The organism is Rhodopseudomonas parapalustris, from assembly GCF_053772255.1.
The window spans coordinates 103,358-125,494 of the sequence record NZ_JAMKBZ010000004.1; the positions used below are offsets into that span (position 1 = coordinate 103,358).

At 65.1% G+C, this 22,137-nt stretch carries 19 protein-coding genes; 11 read left to right on the plus strand and 8 right to left on the minus strand.

All coding sequences use genetic code 11. The annotated features are described in order from the left end of the window. Nucleotides 1–69: 69 nt before the first annotated feature. The 3 genes from M9H71_RS05355 to M9H71_RS05365 form a co-directional block, all read right to left on the minus strand. On the minus strand, nucleotides 70–1,617 hold the full coding sequence (locus M9H71_RS05355) for a Do family serine endopeptidase (RefSeq protein WP_455404045.1): 1,548 nt from the start codon (nucleotides 1,615–1,617) through the stop codon (nucleotides 70–72). A 206-nt stretch (nucleotides 1,618–1,823) separates the two neighbouring features. Continuing rightward, entirely contained in the window at nucleotides 1,824–2,312 is a 489-nt protein-coding gene (locus M9H71_RS05360; protein ID WP_455404046.1) for a hypothetical protein, read from the minus strand. Nucleotides 2,313–2,424: 112 nt separating this feature from the next. After that, a complete protein-coding gene (locus M9H71_RS05365) occupies nucleotides 2,425–2,709 on the minus strand; it encodes a hypothetical protein (RefSeq protein ID WP_455404047.1) in 285 nt (94 codons plus the stop codon). A 156-nt stretch (nucleotides 2,710–2,865) separates the two neighbouring features. Between M9H71_RS05365 and M9H71_RS05370 the strand changes: the two genes are divergently transcribed. From M9H71_RS05370 to M9H71_RS05385, 4 genes are all read left to right on the plus strand, one after another. Further along, entirely contained in the window at nucleotides 2,866–4,434 is a 1,569-nt protein-coding gene (locus M9H71_RS05370) for an ABC transporter ATP-binding protein (RefSeq protein WP_455404048.1), read from the plus strand. Continuing rightward, a complete protein-coding gene (locus tag M9H71_RS05375; RefSeq protein WP_455404049.1) occupies nucleotides 4,418–5,509 on the plus strand; it encodes an ABC transporter permease in 1,092 nt (363 codons plus the stop codon). The genes M9H71_RS05370 and M9H71_RS05375 overlap by 17 nt, the downstream gene beginning before the upstream one ends. Continuing rightward, on the plus strand, nucleotides 5,496–6,413 hold the full coding sequence (locus M9H71_RS05380; RefSeq protein WP_455404050.1) for an ABC transporter permease: 918 nt from the start codon (nucleotides 5,496–5,498) through the stop codon (nucleotides 6,411–6,413). Before M9H71_RS05375 ends, M9H71_RS05380 begins: the two co-directional genes overlap by 14 nt. A gap of 83 nt (nucleotides 6,414–6,496) precedes the next feature. Next, nucleotides 6,497–7,597 carry a BMP family ABC transporter substrate-binding protein gene (locus tag M9H71_RS05385; protein ID WP_455404051.1) on the plus strand — a complete coding sequence of 367 codons (1,101 nt, stop codon included), beginning with the start codon at nucleotides 6,497–6,499 and terminating at the stop codon, nucleotides 7,595–7,597. A gap of 182 nt (nucleotides 7,598–7,779) precedes the next feature. On the opposite strand, the gene M9H71_RS05390 is transcribed toward M9H71_RS05385, so the two are convergent. Both M9H71_RS05390 and M9H71_RS05395 read right to left on the minus strand, forming a co-directional pair. Beyond that, a complete protein-coding gene (locus M9H71_RS05390) occupies nucleotides 7,780–8,745 on the minus strand; it encodes a S1C family serine protease (RefSeq protein WP_455404052.1) in 966 nt (321 codons plus the stop codon). A 121-nt stretch (nucleotides 8,746–8,866) separates the two neighbouring features. Then, a complete protein-coding gene (locus M9H71_RS05395) occupies nucleotides 8,867–9,862 on the minus strand; it encodes a Bug family tripartite tricarboxylate transporter substrate binding protein (RefSeq protein WP_455404053.1) in 996 nt (331 codons plus the stop codon). A 269-nt stretch (nucleotides 9,863–10,131) separates the two neighbouring features. Here M9H71_RS05395 and M9H71_RS05400 point away from each other — a divergent pair, with 269 nt between their 5' ends. The 3 genes from M9H71_RS05400 to M9H71_RS05410 all read left to right on the plus strand — a co-directional run bounded on the left by M9H71_RS05400 (nucleotide 10,132) and on the right by M9H71_RS05410 (nucleotide 13,628). Beyond that, entirely contained in the window at nucleotides 10,132–11,391 is a 1,260-nt protein-coding gene (locus M9H71_RS05400; protein WP_455404054.1) for an O-antigen ligase family protein, read from the plus strand. A 36-nt stretch (nucleotides 11,392–11,427) separates the two neighbouring features. Beyond that, nucleotides 11,428–12,411 (plus strand): UDP-glucose 4-epimerase GalE, encoded by a 984-nt coding sequence (gene galE / locus M9H71_RS05405; RefSeq protein WP_455404055.1) that lies wholly within the window; start codon nucleotides 11,428–11,430, stop codon nucleotides 12,409–12,411. A 299-nt stretch (nucleotides 12,412–12,710) separates the two neighbouring features. Next, complete coding sequence (locus M9H71_RS05410; protein ID WP_455404056.1) at nucleotides 12,711–13,628, plus strand: WecB/TagA/CpsF family glycosyltransferase; 918 nt, start codon at nucleotides 12,711–12,713, stop codon at nucleotides 13,626–13,628. Between the two features lie 15 nt (nucleotides 13,629–13,643). Here the strand turns inward: M9H71_RS05410 and M9H71_RS05415 are convergent, their stop codons facing one another. Continuing rightward, entirely contained in the window at nucleotides 13,644–14,780 is a 1,137-nt protein-coding gene (locus M9H71_RS05415) for a glycoside hydrolase family 5 protein (RefSeq protein WP_455404057.1), read from the minus strand. A gap of 14 nt (nucleotides 14,781–14,794) precedes the next feature. Beyond that, complete coding sequence (locus tag M9H71_RS05420; RefSeq protein ID WP_455404201.1) at nucleotides 14,795–16,531, minus strand: GumC family protein; 1,737 nt, start codon at nucleotides 16,529–16,531, stop codon at nucleotides 14,795–14,797. Nucleotides 16,532–16,561: 30 nt separating this feature from the next. Between M9H71_RS05420 and M9H71_RS05425 the strand changes: the two genes are divergently transcribed. The 3 genes from M9H71_RS05425 to M9H71_RS05435 all read left to right on the plus strand — a co-directional run bounded on the left by M9H71_RS05425 (nucleotide 16,562) and on the right by M9H71_RS05435 (nucleotide 20,100). Next, nucleotides 16,562–16,840 (plus strand): hypothetical protein, encoded by a 279-nt coding sequence (locus tag M9H71_RS05425; RefSeq protein ID WP_455404058.1) that lies wholly within the window; start codon nucleotides 16,562–16,564, stop codon nucleotides 16,838–16,840. A gap of 508 nt (nucleotides 16,841–17,348) precedes the next feature. Continuing rightward, complete coding sequence (locus M9H71_RS05430) at nucleotides 17,349–18,554, plus strand: glycosyltransferase family 4 protein (RefSeq protein WP_455404059.1); 1,206 nt, start codon at nucleotides 17,349–17,351, stop codon at nucleotides 18,552–18,554. Nucleotides 18,555–18,570: 16 nt separating this feature from the next. Continuing rightward, nucleotides 18,571–20,100 (plus strand): glucosamine inositolphosphorylceramide transferase family protein, encoded by a 1,530-nt coding sequence (locus M9H71_RS05435; RefSeq protein WP_455404060.1) that lies wholly within the window; start codon nucleotides 18,571–18,573, stop codon nucleotides 20,098–20,100. Nucleotides 20,101–20,119: 19 nt separating this feature from the next. On the opposite strand, the gene M9H71_RS05440 is transcribed toward M9H71_RS05435, so the two are convergent. Beyond that, nucleotides 20,120–20,479 carry a hypothetical protein gene (locus tag M9H71_RS05440; protein ID WP_455404061.1) on the minus strand — a complete coding sequence of 120 codons (360 nt, stop codon included), beginning with the start codon at nucleotides 20,477–20,479 and terminating at the stop codon, nucleotides 20,120–20,122. 258 nt (nucleotides 20,480–20,737) lie between these two features. On the opposite strand from M9H71_RS05440, the gene M9H71_RS05445 reads away from it, so the two are divergent. Next, the gene (locus M9H71_RS05445) at nucleotides 20,738–22,096 is read left to right on the plus strand and encodes a lipopolysaccharide biosynthesis protein (protein WP_455404062.1); all 1,359 of its coding nucleotides are present in this window, start codon (nucleotides 20,738–20,740) and stop codon (nucleotides 22,094–22,096) included. Nucleotides 22,097–22,137 lie beyond the last annotated feature (41 nt).

A 22,137-nucleotide genomic window follows, 5' to 3' on the forward strand; every position in this document is an offset into this window, starting at 1 on the left:
ACACACAGAAATAGAGGGACGGCGCCAGGCCGTCCCTCGTCGAAGGCAGACAGTTACGAGCAGATCGGCTCAGCCCTTGGCGATCGGGACCGCGACGAAGCGTGCCGCCGAGTCCGCGGTCTTGACCCGCATCAGGACGGTCTTCTTGCCGTCCTTGCTGGCCGCGGCCAGCGCACTGCGGACATCGCCGGTGTTCGATACCGACTTGCCGCCGACCGCGAGGATTACGTCGCCGGTGCGCACGCCCTTGTCGGCGGCCGGACCGTCCGGATCGACGCCAGTCACGACGACGCCCTTCTGACCGGCGCCGTCGACGTCGCTCGCCGGCGCGACGCGCAGGCCGAGATAGGGCCGGCTGGCATCGTGATCGCCGCTGTTGTCGGCGACCTTCTGATGATCACCCGGCATTTCAGCGAGCGTCAGATCGATCGTCTTGGACTCGCCATTGTGCAGGACATCGAGCTTGACCGAGGAGCCCGGCGCCATCGTGCTGATGGTCCGCGCCAGTGCGCGCGAGTCCTTGACCTCCTTGCCGTTGACGGCCGCGATTACGTCTCCTGCCTGGATACCCGCCTTTGCGGCCGGGCTGCCGTCCTGCGGCGTGTCGACCAGCGCACCGCGCGCCTGCTTCATGCCGAGGCTGTCGGCGATTTCCGCCGTGACCGGCTGAACCTGGACGCCGAGCCAGCCACGGGTGACGTAGCCCTTGTCCTTGAGCTGAGACACCACGAGTTTCGCCGTGGCGGCCGGAATGTCGAAGCCGATGCCGACCGAGCCACCCGACGGCGAGTAGATCGCGGTGTTGACGCCGATCACATTGCCGCTGGTATCAAACGCGGGGCCGCCGGAATTACCCTTGTTGATCGGCGCATCGATCTGCACGTAGTCGTCGTAGGGGCCGGAGCCGATATCACGGCCGCGCGCCGAGACGATGCCGGCCGTCACCGTGCCGCCGAGACCGAATGGGTTGCCGACCGCGACCACCCAATCGCCGACCCGCGCCGGCGCATCGGCGAAGTTGACGTGCGGGAAATCGGTCTTGCCGTCCACCTTGATCAGCGCCAGATCGGTCTTGGGGTCTGTCCCGACGACCTTGGCGGTGTAGATGGTGCCGTCATCGGTGGTGACCTGCACGGATTTGGCGTGATCGACGACGTGATTGTTGGTGACCGCGTAGCCGTCCGCGGTGATGAAGAAACCGGAGCCCTCGCCGGTGATCGTCTGATGCCGCTTCGGCATGCCTTCAGGGCCACGGAAACCGAACTGACGCTCGAACTGCTGGAAGCCAGGCGGCAACTGCATCTGCTCGCCGTCGTCGCGCACCAGCGGCGTCACCTGTCGATCCTCGTCGATCTTGACCCGCACCGAAATCACCGCGGGTTTCACCCTGGCGACCAGATCACCGAATCCGGCCGGCGCCGGTGTGCCGCTCTCGGCCGCATAGGCCGGTGACGTCAGCGACGGCATCTCGCGGGTGAGGAATCCGGCACCGCCGAGCGCCACCACCATGCTCAAACCCGCAGCGGAAGCCATCAGCGAAAGCCGCCGCGGCCTCAACACTTTCCGAATGCGAGCTTCGTCTTGAACTGATACGTGGTCGGTGTGATCGCCTTCCATGACATGGTCTCCATTTGGTCGTCGTGAGCGTGAAGCGATGAGACCAAGTATAGGAGGGCGACCTTACGGGGAGCTGTGCCGGATATTAATGTTCGGCAAGATGCTATCACGCGACTGCGAGCGGCCGAGCGCTGGCTGCAGCAAATGGAAATGGCGGCAGGAGGGAGCAGACGGCGCATGCAGCGGTACGCGCCGTCTTTCGTGTATCAGCGCCGCTTCATCGACACCGAAATCTGCCGGACGTCGCTGCCTTGCGGCACGATCGTCACCGATTGCGACGTGCCGCGGGTCGCGACCGACAATGACGCATTGAATCCCGGGCCCGCCACTTGCGCCGAGATGCCGCCGCCCCGCACCGTGCCCGAGACGTTGCCGGTGACGTTGCGCGTCGATTCGCTCCAGGTGCCCGACAGGCGACCGCCGGTTTCCTCGACGTTGCTCGAGATATCGAACTTGTGGCTGTCGCTGGCGCAGGTCAGCTTCTGCTGCATCAGCCGGCCGCCGCCGCCGACCGCATAGGACGCCTGACACCGAATTCGCTCGGCGGACCCGTCGGACATCTGCACCCGCCCCGACCCTGCCCAATAGCCGGCAAGACCGTCGAATGCACCCGCGGCAACGCCCGCGGTCGGAGCGAGCAGGAGAGCACCGGCAAAGCCGGCGGCGAGAACAGGAGCAGCAAGACGAGCGATCATGACGGGTCTCCGAAAAGGGCGAGCGACAGCCTGCGGCGCAGAGCCCTGCCGCGGGGGTCTGGCATAACGATCGTCGCGGCAATCGGTTTCATCGGCCCGCGGCGCCGCCGGCCTACCCCAGCAGCAGCGCGATCAACGTGCCGACCACCACCCCGGCACACACGCCGGACAGTACGAAGACGGAGCCCCACAACAGAAAATAGCCAATCACCGCGCCGAGCGTCTTGTCGAGATGATCGCCGTACATCCAGAACGACGCGGCGAATCCGATCAAAGCGAGGGCGGCGATCGCGACTCTGAACCACAGCGCCCGCCGCGACGCGCGCGCGACGAACCAGGCTCCCCATCCGGCGGCGGCGGCGAGCAGCATCCACGCAATGATCAAACGAACGGCCATGATGGTTTCCAAGGTACAGAATACGACCTAAGCCGTGCAGTCGACGAACGGATGACGGATCGCCGCCGCAGGAAATTTCCACTACATTATCGGCGCCTGGGCGTCTTCACCCAGCCTGCTGCCTTACGAAATTACCCGCCGCCGATGTGATGGTGAATGGCTCCCCCTTCTGACCCCGGCCAGACCGAGCCGTTACCCCCGCTGTTCCAGGGCCGCGGGCTGACCAAGCGATTCGGCGGCTTCACCGCCAACGAGGCGATCGATCTCGACCTCGCCGGCGGCGAAGTCCACGCGCTGCTCGGCGAGAACGGCGCCGGCAAATCGACGCTGGTGAAGCTGATCACCGGACTGCTGCAACCCGACAGCGGACAGATGAGATGGCGCGGCGCGCCCGTCGCATTCGCAGGCCCCGCCGAAGCCCGGACACGCGGCATCGCCGCGGTGTCGCAGCACTTCGCGCTGTTCGATAATCTGACCGTCGCGGAGAACGTCGCGCTCGGGCTCGATGCCCGCGCGCCGGTGCGGAAGCTGTCCGATGAACTCGAGCAGATCGCACAGCGCTACGGCCTGCCGCTCGATCCCAAGCGCGAGGTATGGCGGCTGTCGGTCGGTGAGCGGCAACGGATCGAGATCGTCCGCGCGCTGCTGCAAGACCCGCAGCTTTTGATCCTCGACGAGCCAACCGCGGTGCTGACGCCGGCCGAAGCCGACCGGCTGTTCGAGGTGCTGGAGCAGCTCCGGGCCGACGGAAGGGCGCTGCTGTACATCTCGCACAAGCTGGACGAGGTGAAGCGTCTCGCCGGCACCGCCACCGTTCTGCGCGGAGGCCGCGTCGTCGGACGCTGCGATCCGCGCCTGGAAAGCACCGCCACGCTGGCCCGCATGATGGTCGGCAGCGACGTGATCGCACCGAAGCAATCGAGTCATACGATCGGTGCACCGCTGCTGACCGTGACAGGACTTACGCTGCGGCCGAACGATCCGCATGGCGTCACGCTGCGCGACGTCGCACTCCAGGTGCGGGGCGGCGAAATCGTCGGCATCGCCGGCGTTGCCGGCAACGGACAGGACGAACTGTTCGCGGCGCTATCCGGCGAGACGGCTATCGACCGCGAGGACGCCGTCGCCATCGTCGGCACGGCGGCGGGCGGACTGACGATCAATCAGCGGCGCCGGCTCGGCGCCGCGTTCGTGCCGGAGCAGCGGCTCGGCCACGCCACCGTGCCGACGATGAGCTTGTCCGACAACGCACTCCTCACCGACCACGCCACAGGCAGGCTGGTGCGCTTCGGCCTGGTCGACCGCGGCGCCACGCTGGCGTTGGTCGATCGGGTCAGCGAAACCTTCGACGTTCGCAAAGCCAAGCGTGACCCGGAGGCGGCGCGATTGTCCGGCGGCAATTTGCAGAAATTCATCGTCGGCCGCGAGATCCTGCGGCGGCCCAAGCTGCTGATCGTCGATCAGCCGAGCTGGGGGCTCGACGCTGGGGCCGCCAGCGCGATTCGCCAGGCGCTGCTCGACCTCGCTGCACGCGGCTCTGCGGTGCTGGTGATCAGTCAGGATCTCGACGAGCTGATCGAAATCGCAGACCGGATCGCAGTGATGTTTCACGGCCGGCTGTCGCCGCCGCGTCCCGTCAGCGAGATCGGCCGCGATCAACTCGGGCTGCTGATGGGCGGCAGCGGATGGCCGACCACGGAGGCGCGCGATGGCGCTGGTGCTTGAGAGGCGCAGCGAGCGATCGGTAGCGATCGCGCTGGCCTCGCCGCTGTTGGCGATCGCGCTGACGCTGGTGACGATGACAGTGGTGTTCGCTGCGCTCGGCCAGAATCCAGCGACCGCATTGGCGGTGTATTTCATCACGCCGTTGACCGATGGCTATTCGCTGCAGGAAATCGCCGTGAAGGCTTCGCCGCTGGTGATGATCGCGGTGGGGCTGGCGCTGTGCTATCGTGCCAACGCCTGGAACATCGGCGCCGAGGGCCAGTTGCTGATCGGCGCGATCGCCGGCAGCGGCCTCGCGGTGATGACGCACGGCACCGATCCCGGACCGTGGCTGCTGCCCGCAATGCTGCTGGCGGGCGCGCTGGCCGGCGCCGCCTACGCGCTGATCCCGGCGCTGTGCAAAGTGAAGTTCGGAGCCTCCGAAATCCTGGTCAGCCTGATGCTGGTCTATGTCGCCGGCCTGCTGCTCGACTATCTGGTGCGCGGGCCCTGGCGCGATCCGGCCGGCTTCAACTTTCCGACCACCGCCGAATTCGATCCGGCCGCGACATTGCCGCTGCTGATCGCCGGCAGCCGCGTCCATGCCGGCCTGATCCTGACGCTGGTCGCGGTCGCCGCAGCGGCGATCCTGCTCGGGCGGACGCTGAAGGGCTTCGAGATCCGGGTGGTCGGTACCGCCCCACGCGCAGCACGGTTCGCCGGCTTCGACGGCGATCGTCTGGTGTTGACGACCTTCGCGATCTCCGGCGCGCTGGCCGGCCTCGCCGGCATCATCGAGGTCGCCGGACCGATCGGACACCTGCAGCCGGACATCTCGCCGGGCTATGGCTTCACCGCGATCATCGTGGCGTTCCTCGGCCGGCTCAATCCACTCGGCATCCTTGCCAGCGGTCTGTTCGTGGCGATGACTTTCATCGGCGGCGAGCAGGCGCAGATCGCCCTGAAACTGCCGCAGGACATCACCGGCGTGATCCAGGGCATCCTGCTGTTCTACGTGCTCGCCTGCGACTCGCTGATCCTGTACCGGATCCGCTGGCGCATCCCGCAACGAAGGGCGGTTCATGGGCCTCGTTGAAGCCATCCTGCTGTCGATCATCACCGCCTCGACGCCGCTGCTGCTGGCGGCGAGCGGCGAACTCGTCGCCGAGCGCGCCGGGGTGCTCAATCTGGGTGTCGAAGGCATGATGCTGATCGGCGCGGTGTGCGGTTTTGCCGGCGCCTGGGCGACCGGCTCGACCGCGATCGGCGCACTTTGCGGGATCGTGGCCGGCGTCGCGCTTGCTGCGCTGTTCGCGCTCGCCGCGATCGGATTCGCCATCAATCAGGTGGCGGCCGGCCTGGCGCTGACGATCCTCGGCACCGGTCTGGCCGGCCTGATCGGGGCGCCGCTGGTCGGCGAGAACATCAGCGCCGCGCCGCATCTGTGGCTGCCATGGCTCACGGATCTGCCGTTGGTCGGCAAGCTGCTGTTCGGTCAGGACGCGCTGGTCTATCTGGCGATCGGGCTGATCGGCGGAATCGCCTTCGTGCTTGCCCGCACCCGAACAGGACTGATCCTGCGCGCAGTCGGTGACGATCCGGCCTCGGCGCATGCGCTCGGCTACAACGTGGCGGCGATCCGGACGCTGGCGGTGCTGTTCGGCGGCGGCTGTGCCGGCCTCGCCGGTGCCTATCTGACGCTGGCCTACACGCCGTTCTACGCGCCGGGCATGACCGCCGGCCGCGGCTGGATCGCGCTGGCGCTGGTGGTGTTCGCCTCGTGGCGGCCGGGCCGACTGGTCGCCGGCGCGGCGCTGTTCGGCGCGGTGTCGATCCTGCAATTGCACGCCCAGGCGTTCGGACTCGGCGTGCCGTCGCAATTGATGTCGGCTCTGCCCTATCTTGCCACGGTGCTGGTGTTGGTGCTGATCTCGCGCGTCCGCCGCGGTGGGTCGGTGGCGCCGGCGGCGCTCGGAACCACCTTCGTGCCGGAGCGCTGAACCAGATCTAAGTCGGGAGCCGCGCGGCGGGGGCGCGGGGCTCGCAACCACGACGATCCCCGAACGACGAAGCGGAGAATCGGATGAACAAGGCGATCATGGCGGCGACGCTGGTACTGACGGCGAGCTGCGCGGCACTGTCGGCGGCCAACGCCCAGGACAAGCCGGAGACCAAGCCGGACAAGCTGAAGATCGGCTTCGTCTATGTCGGACCGGTCGGTGACTTCGGCTGGTCGTATCAGCACGATCAGGCGCGCCAGGCGATCGTCAAGGAATTCGGCGACAAGGTCGAGACGACCTTCCTCGAGAAGGTCGGCGAAGGACCGGACGCCGAGCGCTCGATCGAACAGCTCGCCCGCGCCGGCAACAAGCTGATCTTCGCCACCTCGTTCGGCTACATGGATTCGGTGATCAAGGTCGCCAAGAAATATCCGGATGTGAAGTTCGAACACGCCACCGGCTACAAGCGCGAACCGAATGTGTCGACCTATGCGGGCCGGTTCTACGAAGGCCGCACCATCGAGGGCACCATCGCGGCGAAGATCTCCAAGAAGGGCGTGATCGGCTATATCGGCTCGTTCCCTGTGCCCGAAGTGATCTCCGGCATCAACGCCACCATGCTGGCGGCGCAGAAGATCAACCCGAACATCAAGGTGAAGATCGTCTGGGTGAACTCCTGGTTCAACCCCGGCAAGGAAGCCGACGCCGCAAAGGCGCTGATCGACCAGGGCGCCGATGTGATCATGCAGCACACGGACAGCGCCGCGGCAATGCAGATCGCCAACGAGCGCGGCATCCACGCATTCGGCCAGGATTCCGACATGATCAAGTTCGGCCCGAAGGCGCAGCTCACCGCCATCGTCAACAACTGGACGCCGTACTACGTCTCACGCGTCAAGGCAGTGATGGACGGCAAGTGGTCGTCGCAGGATGTCTGGGAAGGCCTGAAAGACAAGATGATCGAGATGGCGCCCTACACCAACATGCCGGACGACGTGAAGAAGCTCGCCGCTGACACCGAAGCCGGCATCATCGCCGGCACCATCAAGCCGTTCGCCTGCCCGATCCTCGATCAGGACGGCAAGGACGTCGAATGCAAAGGCGGCGATCACCTCGACGACGCCCAGATCCGTGGCATGAACTTCTACGTCAAAGGCATCGACGACAAGATCCCCGGGAAGTAACGGCGCAGAGGCGTAGGTGTACAGAGCATAGCACTCGCCCTGATATTGGCGTCATACGCGGGCTTGACCCGCGTATCCATTCCGCGCGGAAAGCGCGCTTACTCGCTTCAAGACGATGGATTGCCGGATCAAGCCCGGCAATCCTCTTGATGTCGAAGCATCAGACCGCGGGCCCGGCGAGATCAATGCAGCCGCGGGGCTTTGAGGAACTTGGCGCGGTCGGACGAATGCAGCACTACGTCGAAGGTGGCGCCGCCGCTGAACAGCGTCAACGGTACTTCGACCCCGGCCTCGCCGAGCGACCAGACCTTGCGATAAAATTCGGCTTCGCTCCTCACCTTGTCGCCAGCGACTGCGAGGACGACATCGCCGGTCTTCAGCTCGGCGCGCGCCGCCGGGCCTTTCGGGGCAATCCCCACGACCACGACCTTGTCCTCGATCTCGGTCGAATACAGCCCGAGCCACGGCCGCGCCGGCCTGTTGGGCCGACCGAACTTGCGGAGATCGTCGAGCACCGGCGGCAGCAGATCAATCGGCACGCTCATATTGTAGTGATCGTTCGAGCCGCTGCGCTCGATCTGCAGCGAGCCAACGCCGATCAGTTCGCCGGACGCCGACAACAGCGCGGTGCCACCCCAATTCGGATGCGACGGCTCCGTGAAAATCGCGTCGTCGAGCAGATACTCCCAATAGCCGGCGAATTCCTGACGCGTCGCGATGCGGCCGGCGACCGAGCGGGTGCGACCGCCGACGCCGCCGATGATCACGCGCTCGCCCGCTTTGGCAAAGGCAGAGCGGCCGAGCGTGAGCGGCGGCAAGTCGATCGGGCCGAGCGCCTGCACCAGACCGAAACCACTCTCCTGATCGAAACCGAGCGCATGGCCTTCGACGACACGGCCATCGCCGAGATGCAGCCATACCGTCTCGGCTTCGGTGATCAGATAGCCGATCGTCAGTACCAGGCCATCGTCGATCAGCACGCCGTTGCCGGCGCGCTCTGTACCGAGCGTACCCGCCGTGTAAGCATCTGCTGGAATGATCGCATGCAGCCCGACCACTGCCGACAGCGCGCGATCGAGATCAAAACCGAAATCGGCCGAGCGCGGCCGGATCGCGGCCGGGACGTTCCATTCGGGGAGTGAAGGCATCCGGCGTCTCCTGTTGCGCAACACCGCGTGCAACCGGAAATATCGGGGCCTCAGTCGCGATTTGCAAGCCGGCGGCACCCCGCCGCAGGCAGCGCGGTGGAGAACGCCGACCAATTCGGTCTCAGCCCTGCTTGTGAACGTCCGCCCCTTCCACGATTTTGCGCCAGCTTTCGGTCTCCGCCGCCAGCATTGCGCCGAACTGCTTGGCGTCGCCGTGCAGCGGGATGGCGCCGAGATCAGCGATCCGCTGCTTGATCGTCGGCTCGTCCAGCGCGGCGTTGATCTCACGGTTGAGCAGATCCACGACCGGCTGCGGCGTGCCATGCGGCGCGCCGACGCCGTAGAACGAGCTGGTGTCGTAGCCTGGAAGCGTATCGGCAATCGGCGGCACTTGCGGCAGTACCGCCGAGCGCTCGCGGCTGGTGACGCCGAGCGCGCGGATCTTGCCGGCCTGCGCCAGCGCGAACGACGAGGTGACGTTGTCGAACATCGCCTGGATCTGACCGCTCATCAGATCGGTCAGCCCCGGCGCCGAGCCGCGATACGGCACATGCACCATCTCGATCCCGGCCATCGACTTGAACAGCTCTCCCGAGAGATGCAGCGAGGTGCCGACGCCGGACGAGCCGACGCTGATCTTGCCCGGATGCGCTTTGGCATAGGCGATGAACTCGGCGACATTGGTCGCCGGAATGTCGTTGTTGATCACCAGCACCAGCGGAATCCGGGCGACGCCCGCGACCGGCGTGATGCTCTTGGCGAAATCGAACGGCAGCGCGCGGTCGAACGAGGCGTTGATCGCATTCGCCGTGCTGGTGAGCAGCAGCGTGTACCCGTCGGGCGGCGAGTTGATCACGACCTGGGTGCCGATGGTGCTGCCGGCGCCAGGTTTGTTCTCGACGACGAAGCTCTGACCGAGCTTTTCCGACAGATGCTGACAAATCAGGCGCGACAACACGTCGGTCGCACCGCCGGCCGCGTAGGGCACGATCCACTTGACCGGGTGTGCCGGATACGTCGCCGCTGCCGCCGCGACAGGCGTGACTATCCGCGCGCCGACGGCGTAGATCACCGCCCCGGCGGCCGAACCAAACAACGCCCTTCTGCTGATCGTCATCGCAAGCTCCATCGTCCGTGCTGTTGCGATCTTCGATAGCGCACAGCGGCATGTTGGCGCATGCCCGACACGCGATCGTGGTAAAGGCCCGCGAACGAAGATCCCACCCCGTCGCCATGTCCGATAAGTTGTCGTTAATTGCGACGCTTCATACTCGCGGGTGAGCACCGACTGCGCCCGATGCGTGCCCCGCCGGCACCGCGGGCCGCGCCGCTTGCAAAGGTTAACGAAACCTTTTCGGGACCGAGCGCGCCCCAAGGCTGAACCTGATGACCGATTTCGCCTTTGCGCCGCGCGTCGCCTCCCGATCCGCCAATGCTCCGCGCCTCAAGGCGCTACAGCTCGGCCTTTTGTGGCTGGTCGGCGCCAGCGGCGCGATCGTGTTCATCGAGCCGAGCCCATATGAAATAGCCATCGTTCTGGCGCTGACAGTGTTCGCCGTCACCGGCGGATTGCGGATGGCTCCAGCGCTGATCGTACCGATCGGCCTGCTGCTCGGAGTCGAGCTCGGCTACAGCATCGGCGCAGTCGAACTGATGGACGATCCCATCGTCCTGAACTGGATCCTGACATCCTGGTACATGGCAGTGACCGCCGTGTTCTTTGCCATGGTGTGCCTGGAGGACACGCAGCAACGCGCCGAGGCGATCGCACACGGCTACCTGATCGGCGGAATCATTGCATCGCTCGCCGGTATCGCCGGTTACTTCAATCTGCTGCCGGGCGGCCAGGATCTGCTGACCTTTGCCGGCCGTGCCCGCGGCACCTTCAAGGACCCGAACGTGCTCGGTGCGTTCCTGATCTTTCCGGCGATCTACAGCCTGCAGCGGGCGATCGAAGGTTCGTTCTGGACGATGATGCGCAACGGCGTCGCGTTCGGCATCATCTCGCTGGCGATCTTTCTGGCATTCTCGCGCGCCGCCTGGGGCATGCTGGCGGGCGCCTCGCTGCTCACCGTGGCGCTGATGTTCATCACCGCACCGACACAGCACCGGCGGCTGCGGATTGTCCTTCTCGCCGCGCTCGCGCTCGGGGTGCTCGGCGCGACGATCGCGGTGCTATTGTCGTTCGACCAGATCGATACGCTGTTCAAGCAGCGCGCCAGCCTGTCACAGCCCTACGACAGCGGCCGGTTCGGACGGTTCGGCCGGCACCTGCTCGGCGCCGCGATGGCGCTGGATTATCCGACCGGGATCGGGCCGCTGCAATTCCGCCGGTTCTTCCCGGAAGACACCCACAACTCGTTTCTGAACGCCTTCATGTCCGGCGGCTGGATCAGCGGCACGCTGTATCCGGCCCTGGTGTTCGTCACCGCAGCTTACGGACTGCGCAACGTGTTCCTGCGAACGCCCTGGCAGCGGATCACGATCGTGGTGGTCACCGCCATGGTGGTGACGCTGCTGGAGAGCTTCATCATCGACACCGACCACTGGCGGCATTATTTCATGCTGCTGGGCTTGACCTGGAGCCTGGCAATCGCCAGCACACGGCTGCGCAATCGGCAGCCGGACGCCCCCACCCCGAGCTGATCACCGCACCGCCCCGCAAGATCGAACGGACGCCGCATGGACAAACGCCATATCCTCGTCACCGGCGGCGCCGGCTATATCGGCAGCCATATGACTTTGGCGTTGCTTGAGGCCGGGGAACGGCCGCTGGTGATCGACAACCTCTCCACCGGCTCACGCGCCATGGTGCCGATCGAGGTGCCGCTATTCGAGGGCAATGTCGGCGACGCCGAGTTCGTCGGCCGGATCATGGACACGCATCCGATCGAGGCGATTATCCACTTCGCGGCCAGCATCGTGGTGCCGGAATCGGTCGCCAAGCCGCTCGCCTATTACGGCAACAACACCGCCAATGCGCGCACGCTGCTCGACTGCGCCATCCAGCGCGGCGTGCCGCACTTCGTGTTCTCGTCGACGGCGGCGGTGTACGGCGAACCAGACCGCACACCGGTCGAAGAGGACGACCCGACCCGGCCGATCAACCCTTACGGCCGCTCCAAGCTGATGGTCGAATGGATGCTGGCCGACGTCGCTCAGGCCCATCCGTTCAGCTACGCCGCCCTGCGCTACTTCAACGTCGCCGGCGCCGATCCGCAAGGCCGCACCGGACAATCGACGCCGAACGCGACCCACCTGATCAAGGTGGCGGTGCAGGCTGCACTCGGCAAGCGGCCAGGGCTCGACGTTTACGGCACCGACTATCCAACCCCCGACGGATCCTGCATCCGCGACTACGTGCATGTGTCCGATCTGGCGCAGGCGCATCTCGATGCGCTTCACTATCTGCGCGCTGGCAAGCCCAGCATCACCTGCAACATCGGGTACGCGAACGGCTATTCGGTGCTCGAGGTGATCGAGGTGGTAAAGCGCATGTCCGGCGTCGACTTCGAGGTCCGGATCAAGGGCCGCCGCGCCGGCGATCCTGCAGCGCTGATCGCTGCCAATCAGCGGGCACGCAACCAGTTGAGCTGGACGCCGCGCCACGACAGTCTCGACACCATCGTGCGTGACGCGCTGGCATGGGAACGCCGGCTCGGCTGATCCAACGCTCCGCAACACGGTCTCCGCGGGACGGTCTCCGCGGCACGGTCTCGGCCCGCCCCGTCGCACCAAATTGGCACAGCGGTGGCCTATCGTAGGAAAGCACGCCACCTTTCTCAGGAAAGCCCGCCATTTTGCAGGACACATGCCACCGGATTTCTGCGGCCGCAGCGATGCCACTTTAACCACTTTACCTTGTTGAGCGGAGAAGGTTCGCGGAAGGTTGCTTCGACTGATCGAATGATCGATTGTTCTGCCACAAAGTCGATCGCCTCCTTTGGGGGGCGCGAGGAAGTTTGATGTCCAGCGCGGAAGAAGGAAGCGACAAGCCGGCGGCAACGACGGGCACCGATCGGCGCAAGTCGGATCGCAGGAAGGCTGCGTTCTGGATTCCGTTCGACCAGAACCTGCCGCACGGCGAACGCCGCGTCTCGGGCGACCGCCGGCAAAAACGGTTCGCTCAATGGCCTCGCGTGTTACTCGGCGGTCTGCCGATCGTGGTCGCAGACCAAGCCGAGACCGCGCGCGTGATGGTCGACGAAGCGCTGCAGCGGCGCGGATTGTGGCGTTACCCGGCCTATATGACCTCTGCGAACGGCGAAGTGACGTATCGCTGCGCGGTCGATCCGGCCGAGCGCGAGTTGGTGATGCAGGCCGACGCGATCCACGCCGATGGCATGCCGCTGGTGTTCGTGTCGCGGTACCGCTGCGGACAGTCGCTGCCCGAACGCGTCGCCACCACGGATCTGTTCCACGAGGTCGCGCGCGAAGCCAGCAAACGCGGCGCAACGATGTACATGCTCGGCGCCAGCGAAGACTCCAACCGGCTCGCGGCCGAGCGCATGCAGCGCCGCTATCCAGGGCTGCGGCTTGTGGGGCATCGCCATGGCTATTTTGCCGATGAGGCCGAGGAGATCGCGGTGTGCCGCGAGATCGCGGCTCTGGCACCGGACATCATGTGGGTGTCGATGGGCGTGCCGCGCGAACAGGCATTCGTCGTTCGCAACCGCCACCGCCTGACCACAGTCGGGGTGATCAAGACCTCCGGCGGTCTGTTCGACTTCCTGTCGGGCTCGAAGCCGCGCGCACCGCAATGGATGCAGAAACTCGGCATGGAATGGCTGTGGCGCATGGCGCTGGAGCCGCGGCGGCTCGGCGTGCGCTATCTGAAAACCAATCCTTACGCGATGTATCTGCTACTGACGCGGTCGCGCTGAGACCGGGCGAGCCGCTCAGCGCGGATGCATCAGCGCCTCGACCACCCCGGCATCGAGACGACCGGTGCGTGAATCGGTCAGACCGAAGCCCTGATCGAGCTCCCAATAGGTCCAACCCCAACAATTGGCTTCCGCCGAATCCACCACCGATCCCAGCCAACGCAGTCGGCTGCCGCGCGGCGCCGCCTGTTTGAACACGCCGAACTCGTTGATGATCAACGGCCGCGCATAGCGCTCCTGCCACGCCACTGCGGGAACGAGTTGGCGCGCCACATAGTTCGGCGCCCCGGCTTGCGTGATCGCCTTTTCGAGCTCCTGCAGCGCCTCGCTGTCGCCGCGCGCGGTCAGCTCGCTGCGCAGCCGTCGCACGGCCGGATCGTCCGCCACGAGTGGAAACGGGAGATCGTGAATCCGGCTGAGCGGATTGGCCGGATCCCAATGGCCCTGATGGGTGAACACCATCGGGTCGTAGAAATGCAGCGCATAGACAACGTTGCGATCGGCGAGCGGGCGGAACTGCGGCAGCGAGTCGGCACGCTGCCAATAGGTCGGCCCGACGATCAGCGTGGTCTGCGGCAACTGTCCGCGCACGAAGGCGGCGAGTTGTTCGACCTCGCGCTGCCAACGGCCCGGCTCGATATCCGGCTCGTTGAGCAATTCGGCGAACACTCGCTCGGCCGGATGCTTGCGAATAACGGAGGCAAGGCTTCCCCACGCATCGGTCATCGCCGCCATCGAGGCTTTCGGATCGTCGCGGTGCAGTCGGCCGAAGCTCTCCCCGGAGTGCAAATCGACCGAAACATGAAAACCCAACCCGATCAGCTCTGTAAGCGCCGCATCGACGCCGGCGAGCTGCCGCTCCACGGCGGCTTGCGGGCTGAATGCACGCATCACCAGATCGCCGGCGACCGGAAGACGGATGTGGGTGAAGCCGGCGCTGCGCACTGCGCGCAGCAGCTCAAGGCTAGGTCCCTGCAGGCGTGCATTCTCGGTCCAGTTCGAGACGTTGACGCCGCGAGCGAGCGCCGCGATCGTCTGCGCAGGAACGCCGGATGTCGGTCCGGTGCAACGGCCTTGCGCATCGGCTTGCGTGGCCCAGACGAGCATCACCATCCCGACGAAGATGCGAGTGATCGCACCTACGGCAGCCAAGCGCCGGACGCCTATCAACTCGCCAGCCGGGCGGCGATCGTCGCCGTGACCGAAGCCGGATGGGCGCCTGCCTTGTTGACCACCACGCCGACAGGCATCGGGCTGCGACGAGACAACTGCGCCTGCGCCTCCACCGCGGCACCGCGTTCGGTGACGGTGGGATCGACCACCAGCAAGCTGAGATCGGTGTGCACGGCAATCTCGACGACATCCGGCTGCTCGGCCAAGGCGGGCGCGTCGATCAGGATCAGATCGAACTCGCTGCGCACGTCGCTCAGAGAGGAGGTGTCGGACGTCGGTGAAATGAGACGGATCACCGACGGGACCGTGGTCTTCAGCGCCCGGACCTGCGCTCCCGTGCCCGGCTCGGCATCTGTGGCCGATGCCGAAGGGACAGTTCGCGATTGTCCAGCGACTTCGATCACCACGCTGAGCAGACCACGATCGATCGCGATCGCATTCAATGCACGGGCCACCGAGCTCTTGCCAGCCCCAGCAACGACCGATGTCACCAGCACGACTTTGCCGCGTTGCGACGGCTTGACGCCGATCGCATCGAGCAGCCCGACCACATAGTGAGTCAGTCGGCGCTCACCATTGAGCATGGCCAGCTTGCCGCCGAGGGTGCGCACCCCGGCCAGATCGGGAATGCGCGCCATGATCGGAAGATTGGCATTGTCCGCAGTCGATTCTCTGGCCTCTATCTTTGGCTCTGCCCCTGCCTTTGGCTTGAGCTCCGCCTCAGCCTCTGCCGACTCAGGTGCGGGCACAGGTATCGTGGCGGGTGTCGGTGCAGCCACGGCCTCGACGGGCACAGCCGCCGTTGCATCGTCGGGCGGACCAGAATCGTCGACCGCCTCGGCTCGGTCCGACATAGAAGCGATAATCGCGATGATGGCGATCGACACCAGGAGGGACGCCATCGCGATCGCGGCGATCAGCACCAGCAATGACGGTCGCGTAGGCCGGGTCGGCGGGGTCGCGAACGACGCCACCTTGGTCTGGGTCGCCTGCAGCAGACGCTGTTGATTGGTTGCGTTGTAGCGTTCCAGAAACTGCTCGTAGATGGCGCGATTGGCGTTAGCTTCGCGTTGCAGCTCCTTGAGCTTCACCGAAGCCTGATCGTCGCCGAGCATCTCGCTCTCGAGCGACTTCAACTGCTGCTCCAGCGCCTTCTGCTGATCAAGCGAGGCTTGATAATCAGACTTGGCGCTGGCGAGGTTGCGTTTACGCTCGGCCTCGATCTGGCGATTGAGCTCGGCGAGCTGGTTATACGCAATCACCAGATCGGGATGGCGATCACCGAGCACCGCACGCTTCTGCGCGATCTGGTCGTTGAGCTGTGTTCGCTGAGTTCGCAGCACGCTGACAAGATCAGATTTCGAGCCGGTCGATCCGTCGACGTCTGATTTCAGATCGCGTTGCGCCTGTTCGTAGCGGTTCTTCGCTTCCTCAGTGCGCAACCTCGCGGCGGAAACCTGCTGCGTCAGTTCGGTGACGCGGAGCTGACGTGTCGTGCTCTCGCGGCCGGCGTCGACGATGCGATACTGCGTCTTGAATGCCGCCACGGCATCTTCGGACGCTCGGAGGGTCTGGTTCAGCGTCTTCAACCGGCTGTTCAGCCACGCCGCCGCTTCGTCGGCCGCGATGGTGCGGACCCTGGTCTGGCTGGCGACAAAGGCTTCAGCCACGGCATTGGCGTAATACGCTGCGCGCTGCGGGTCCTTCGCCACGAAGGTCATTTCGATCACATAGGTCAACCCGCGCCGCGCGATTTCGAGATGCTTGCGAAATCGGTCCAGCACCCGCGCCGGATCGGTCTCGTTGCCGGCGATTTCGCGGTCTTCGGCGACTTTCAGCTTCTCGACCAGCGGCCCGAGGAACCCGTCCGACTTGGCGATCTCGATCAGACTCTGCAGCGCGGCGGCGTCCTGCCCGATTCCGGTCAGCACCTCCTGATCGGTCGTCACGCGCTGCTCACGCGGGTCCACAATCACAAGGGCCGTCGCCGCATAGCGCACCGGAATCAGCCACAGGACGATCAGACCAAGCACGAATAGCGCGCCTGCAAGCGCCGCGATCCGCCGCAAATTGCCACGCAAAAACGCGGTCACCACGGCCGGCGTCAGCTTGCCTTTGATCAGTTCGGTCTGACCGACCGGCAGCCGATCGGGACTTTCCCAAACGTCCAAGGTCGGGCGCACGACGGGCTTCGCCGCATCTCGGCCTGGTAGGCTACCCGACATACGCATACTCCACACCAACCGCCCTGCCCCGGCTCACCACTGCAACAAAGTAAATATCTACGGTTAAGCACGAGTTACTTCTGGGTCGCAGAAGGCATTGATTGCCAAATGGTAAATCGATGTTCCGGTCCGCCACGCCCGTGCAAAGCCGCACAATGTCGAATGTACACTTTTGGACCGATTAACCGAGCTGCGATGAAGTTGGGCACCCGCAGCCTCAAGCGTGTACAACTTCTCCCATGCCAGCATGTGCACCTTTTGTTAACCGACCAACTGCTGCAACATCGACTTGCGGAACGCACGAGGCGAGGAGACGAAGCGCGTGACCGATCCGATCAGCCGATCCGACCACGCATTCGTGACGGGCTGCGCTTCACCGCATGCTGCCGCTCACCGCAGCGACGGTGAATCCCGTAGGAGTTCGGCGCACGGACGTCGCGTCCTGCTGATCCAGACTCAGGCCGAAAACGCCGGCGCCCAGGAAATCTCTCGCCTCGTCGGCGCCGGGTTGGCAGCACGCGGCTACGATGTGCACAGCCTGTTCTTCTTCAGGCAATCGCGCGCTTTCGACGAACCGGCCAACACGGCCTATTGCGCGCCTCGCCGCCCCGGCGCCCCGCTGTCGTTCCTTCGCTTTATAATATCGCTAGGTCGGCAGATTCGTGCAACGCGTCCTGATGCGATCCTGACGTTCCAACACTACGGCAACGCAATCGGCGGTGTGATCGCACGGCTGGTGAGTCCGGCGCCGGTGATCGCCAACCAAGTTTCGGCGCGTCTGACGATGCCGGGCTGGCTGCAAAGACTCGACCTGATGATGGGGCGTTTCGGCATCTTCCGCACCATCACGGTGAATTCCGACGATATGCTGCGCGACTATTCGCGATATCCAGACTCCTATCGCAAGCGTCTGGTTCATGTGCCGCACGGCTTCGATCAGAAGCACTCGGTGCTGACCAAGGCCGCGGCGCGCCAACGCTTCGATCTGCCGACCGATGGCGTCATACTGGGCACCGCAGCACGGCTGCATCCGCTGAAGCAGCTCGACGCCGCCATCCGCGTGTTGCCGGCCCATCCTGCTTGGCGGCTGGCACTGGCGGGTCACGGACCGGACGAAGCACGGCTACGCGCGCTGGCGGATCAACTCGGCATCGCTGATCGTGTGTTCTTTCTCGGTGAGCTCACTCCGGAGCAGGTCGCCGATTTCCTCGCATGCCTCGACGTTTTCGTGTTTCCCTCGCTCGCCGAGACCTTCGGACTGGCCGCGGTGGAGGCCGCGCATGCCGGCGTGCCGGTGGTCGCCAACGACCTGCCGGTGCTGCGCGAGGTACTGGCCTATCAGGGTGAGCCGGCTGCGGTGCTGGTCGATGCAGCCGATCCGGCCGCATTCGGCAGTGCAATTTCGGCAGTTCTCGACGATCCGGAGCTCAGGGTGCGACTTCAGTGCAGTGGCGAAGGCTTGAAGAGCAGATACTCTGTCGACGCCATGGTGGACGAGTACGTCCGAATTCTCGAACAAACGACCTAGGTGCGACGGATTTCTGATGATTGTTGAGCTGCGTTTCGACCAGCAACGGCCCAGAGCGTGGATGCGGCACCTGCTCGGGTTGCTGTCGGGAGGGGAGCGAACGCTGCAGGCAATCTGGGTCTCGACGTCCACCGAGCGTCCGGCTGGGCTCGAAGCGCTGCTCGATCTCGAACGGATGCTGTTGCGGCGTGGCCGTCGCTGCGGCGGCGACGCCGAGCCGGCGCTGCTCCAGGATTTCCCCCTTTCGCACGGCGAGCCGGAGGTCGTAATCGACTTCACCGCAGCACCGCGCAAAACGGATTGCGACGCCCGGCTGTATCTACGCCCGCTGTTCGACGGCCATGCCGGCGAAGACGCCGCGTTGGCGGCGATTCTCGCGGGCGACCTGCCAGTGATCGAGATCTGCGACGAAGTCAGCGGCGCGGTGATGTGGTCCGGACAGCCGTCCGGCGAAAACGCCCGCGGTCTCGGCGGCGCGCTCGGCGCCACCATGGCACGCACAGGAACGCTGCTGAAGGGTGTGCTGGAAAGTGGCCCCCGAAAGCCGAGCATCGGCCGCGACGGCGCCAATCTGGGCCATGCCCGCTCGGCTCCCGGCTTCGTCGCCCGCAACCTTGCAATGTCAGTCGCCAAATCGATCTACCGGCTGTGCTGCTACGCGCCGCATTGGCGGATCGGCTGGCGCTATACCGATGATGCCGGGATCTGGAGTTCTCACGACTTATCCGGGCCCGGCTGGCAGGCACTTCCGAGTCCTTCGAACCGGTTTTACGCTGATCCGTTCGCGATGACCTGGAAGGGCCGCACCTTCGTGTTCTTCGAGGACCTCGACCATCGCGTCGGCGTCGGCACGATCTCGGCGGTCGAATTCGGCGAAAACGGTCCGATCGGCGAAGTCGTGCCGGTGCTCGAGGAGCCGTGGCACCTATCCTACCCCTTCCTGATCAAGCATGGCGGCGAACTCTGGATGATTCCGGAGAGTAGTGCGCGAAAGGAAGTCTCGATCTATCGCTGTGTCGAGTTTCCCGGTCGTTGGGAGCGGCACACCACGCTTCTGTCCGGCATCGAACTCGCCGATGCCACTATCCTGAAGCACGACGGCCTGCACTATCTGTTCGGCGCCACCCGCGACGACGACGGCGACGGCGGCTATTCCGACACGCTGTCGATCTACGTCGCGGACGATCTGTTCGGACCGTGGCGGCCGCATGCGAACCGGCCAGCGCTGGTCGATCGCGCCAGCGCCCGTCCCGCTGGGCACTTCGTCCGGCGCAACGGGCGGCTATGGCGGCCGGTGCAGGATTGCACCCGTGGCTATGGCAGCGCGCTGGGCCTTGCCGAGATCACCGCATTGTCGCCCGAGACCTTCGCCCAGACCGTGCGCCACATCGTCGAGCCGGGACCGCGTTGGCCGGGCCGCAAACTGCACACACTGAATCGATGCGGCCGGCTCGAGCTGATCGACGGCAGCGTGATTCAGCCCAAGCTGCAGCCGCTTCGCTCGATGGCGCGGGCCAACGATCCGATCGCTGTCGCGGCCCGCTGACGCTTTGGGCCCGGCTCCCTCAGCGGTCGCGCAGCCACCGACCGACGATCGATCCTGCGGCAAGACCAAAGGTTCCGCCAGCCAATTTGACGCTGGCGTCGAACAGCCGTCCGTGGCGCGACGGCTCGAGCACCTGCAACAACTCGAACAACACCGCGGCACCGAGCACGATCAGCACAGCGAACAGAATATAGCGGGGGTAGGCTGCCGCGAACAACGCTCCGACCAGGGCGAAAGCCACGAACCGCTCGATCGACGGCGACAGCCCGGTGGTCGGCCTGAGGCCGATTGGGCTGAGGGTCGCGAAGGCGATTCCCGCCAGACACAACCAGGCTGCCATTCGAAGAAGCGTTTCGAGGTTGACGACACGATGGTTCATAGATTCGATATCCGCGCTGGTGAGCCGATGGTTAATCCCAAAGCGCCCCCGCTTCGGTCGAGTCCGCGAGCATCTTTACCGTCCTCGACGATTGTCGCCCGGTATTGTCTCGCAGGCCGTTCAAATACGATAAGTTGCCACAGTGCGCCAGGATGGTAGCGGCAGGAATGTCGACGTGGCGAACCTGATCGGCGGTCGATGGTTCCCGCCTTCGCGCTCCTTCTTGAAATCCGCAAGCCCGTCGGTCGGGCGAGGTTGATGACTTTGAAATTCGGCCCTTCGCTCGCAAGACTGCTCGACCTGCGCAACAACGTCGGAATTCGCGCCATGACTGGCGCGTTCGCGCTGCGCGTGGTGATCACCATCGTCAATCTCGGGCTGGTGACGCTGGCCGCTCGGACTCTCAGCGGTCACGATTTCGGCACCTATTCGATGCTGTTCAGTGCCGCCGGGCTGCTCAGCGTGGTGGCGACCTTCGGCCAGCAGATCTTCGTCATGCGGTCGTGGAGTGAATACACTAGCGCCGGAGACGAACCGAAGCTGAAGGGCGCGATGATCTTCACCACGCTGGCGAGTCTTGCCGGCGCCATTTTGGTTAGCCTCCCCTTCTTCTTCTGGGTGTCTTTGGAGCACGACACCCTCTTGGCGACATCGACGACCCTGTACCTGGTGTGTTTCTCGCTGTTGCTGATCTCCGCACACGTTACGCGCAGTGCTGTCGGCGTCGGTGTCAGCGACGGCCTGACTTACCTGATGGTCGCGGCCTGTCCGGCGATCTACCTCCTCGGTTGCGTCGTAACCGGGGCCACGATCGAAATCCACATCATCTTCCTGACCATCGCTGCAGCCTCCTGCGTCACCATGATCGTGCAGATGACGCTGCTGCGCCGCCGGGTACACGCCCAGTTCCCGCATTTCGCACGATCGAGCTCGGCGTTCGAGCTGCGCACCTGGAGCGCACGCTCCGCCAAGCTGTGGGTCTCCAGCAGCCTTGAGGCCGCCAATCAATACGCTGACGTCGTCATTATCGGCTATCTGATGAGCCCAACCGTGGCCGGCGCGTATTTCGTCACCACCCGGATCGCCAACGCTTTCGCAATGGCGACAGCCGCGGTATACATCTCCTCGACCCGGCATTTCCCGCATCTGTATTACAGCCGCCAGCATCGCGAACTCGATGGCCTGCTCGACTCGGTTGCGCTCGTGACCTTGGCAGTCGTCGCCGGTGGACTGATGGTGGTACTCGGCGGCGGCCATTGGATCCTGTATTTCTTCAACGCCGATTATGTGCCGTACTATGGCGCGCTTGCGATCCTGACCGCGGGCACCGCCGCTGTCGCGGCATCAGGACCGTGCGGCTCGATCCTGATGCTGACCGGCCACGAGGGGCGTTATCTGGCGATCATCGGCGGCACCGTGTTGATGCGCGCGGTCGGCTTCTTCGTCCTGATCCCGCTGTTCGGGATCGACGGCGCGGTCGCGGCGACCGCGATATCGTTCATCACGCTGGCGCTGCTGATGCGCAGCGCGTCGATCCAGCTCGCGGGAATCGACGGCTCAGTGCTGCGGCTGCTGACGGGATGGCGGCGGCGCCGGCTGTCTCAGCCGGCGGAATAACGGGCACCGAGGCCGGGCTCGCAGCGCCGGGCGATTGCGCC

Coding starts and splice junctions, on each gene's coding strand:
- M9H71_RS05440 (WP_455404061.1), bottom strand. CDS start 20,479: ATGAACCATCGTGTCGTCAACCTCGAAACGCTTCTTCGAATGGCAGCC.
- M9H71_RS05355 (WP_455404045.1), bottom strand. CDS start 1,617: ATGGAAGGCGATCACACCGACCACGTATCAGTTCAAGACGAAGCTCGC.
- M9H71_RS05390 (WP_455404052.1), bottom strand. CDS start 8,745: ATGCCTTCACTCCCCGAATGGAACGTCCCGGCCGCGATCCGGCCGCGC.
- M9H71_RS05445 (WP_455404062.1), top strand. CDS start 20,738: ATGACTTTGAAATTCGGCCCTTCGCTCGCAAGACTGCTCGACCTGCGC.
- M9H71_RS05410 (WP_455404056.1), top strand. CDS start 12,711: ATGTCCAGCGCGGAAGAAGGAAGCGACAAGCCGGCGGCAACGACGGGC.
- M9H71_RS05380 (WP_455404050.1), top strand. CDS start 5,496: ATGGGCCTCGTTGAAGCCATCCTGCTGTCGATCATCACCGCCTCGACG.
- M9H71_RS05385 (WP_455404051.1), top strand. CDS start 6,497: ATGAACAAGGCGATCATGGCGGCGACGCTGGTACTGACGGCGAGCTGC.
- M9H71_RS05360 (WP_455404046.1), bottom strand. CDS start 2,312: ATGATCGCTCGTCTTGCTGCTCCTGTTCTCGCCGCCGGCTTTGCCGGT.
- M9H71_RS05400 (WP_455404054.1), top strand. CDS start 10,132: ATGACCGATTTCGCCTTTGCGCCGCGCGTCGCCTCCCGATCCGCCAAT.
- M9H71_RS05370 (WP_455404048.1), top strand. CDS start 2,866: ATGGCTCCCCCTTCTGACCCCGGCCAGACCGAGCCGTTACCCCCGCTG.
- M9H71_RS05375 (WP_455404049.1), top strand. CDS start 4,418: ATGGCGCTGGTGCTTGAGAGGCGCAGCGAGCGATCGGTAGCGATCGCG.
- M9H71_RS05435 (WP_455404060.1), top strand. CDS start 18,571: ATGATTGTTGAGCTGCGTTTCGACCAGCAACGGCCCAGAGCGTGGATG.
- M9H71_RS05365 (WP_455404047.1), bottom strand. CDS start 2,709: ATGGCCGTTCGTTTGATCATTGCGTGGATGCTGCTCGCCGCCGCCGCC.
- M9H71_RS05425 (WP_455404058.1), top strand. CDS start 16,562: ATGCTTGCGAAATCGGTCCAGCACCCGCGCCGGATCGGTCTCGTTGCC.
- galE (WP_455404055.1), top strand. CDS start 11,428: ATGGACAAACGCCATATCCTCGTCACCGGCGGCGCCGGCTATATCGGC.
- M9H71_RS05395 (WP_455404053.1), bottom strand. CDS start 9,862: ATGACGATCAGCAGAAGGGCGTTGTTTGGTTCGGCCGCCGGGGCGGTG.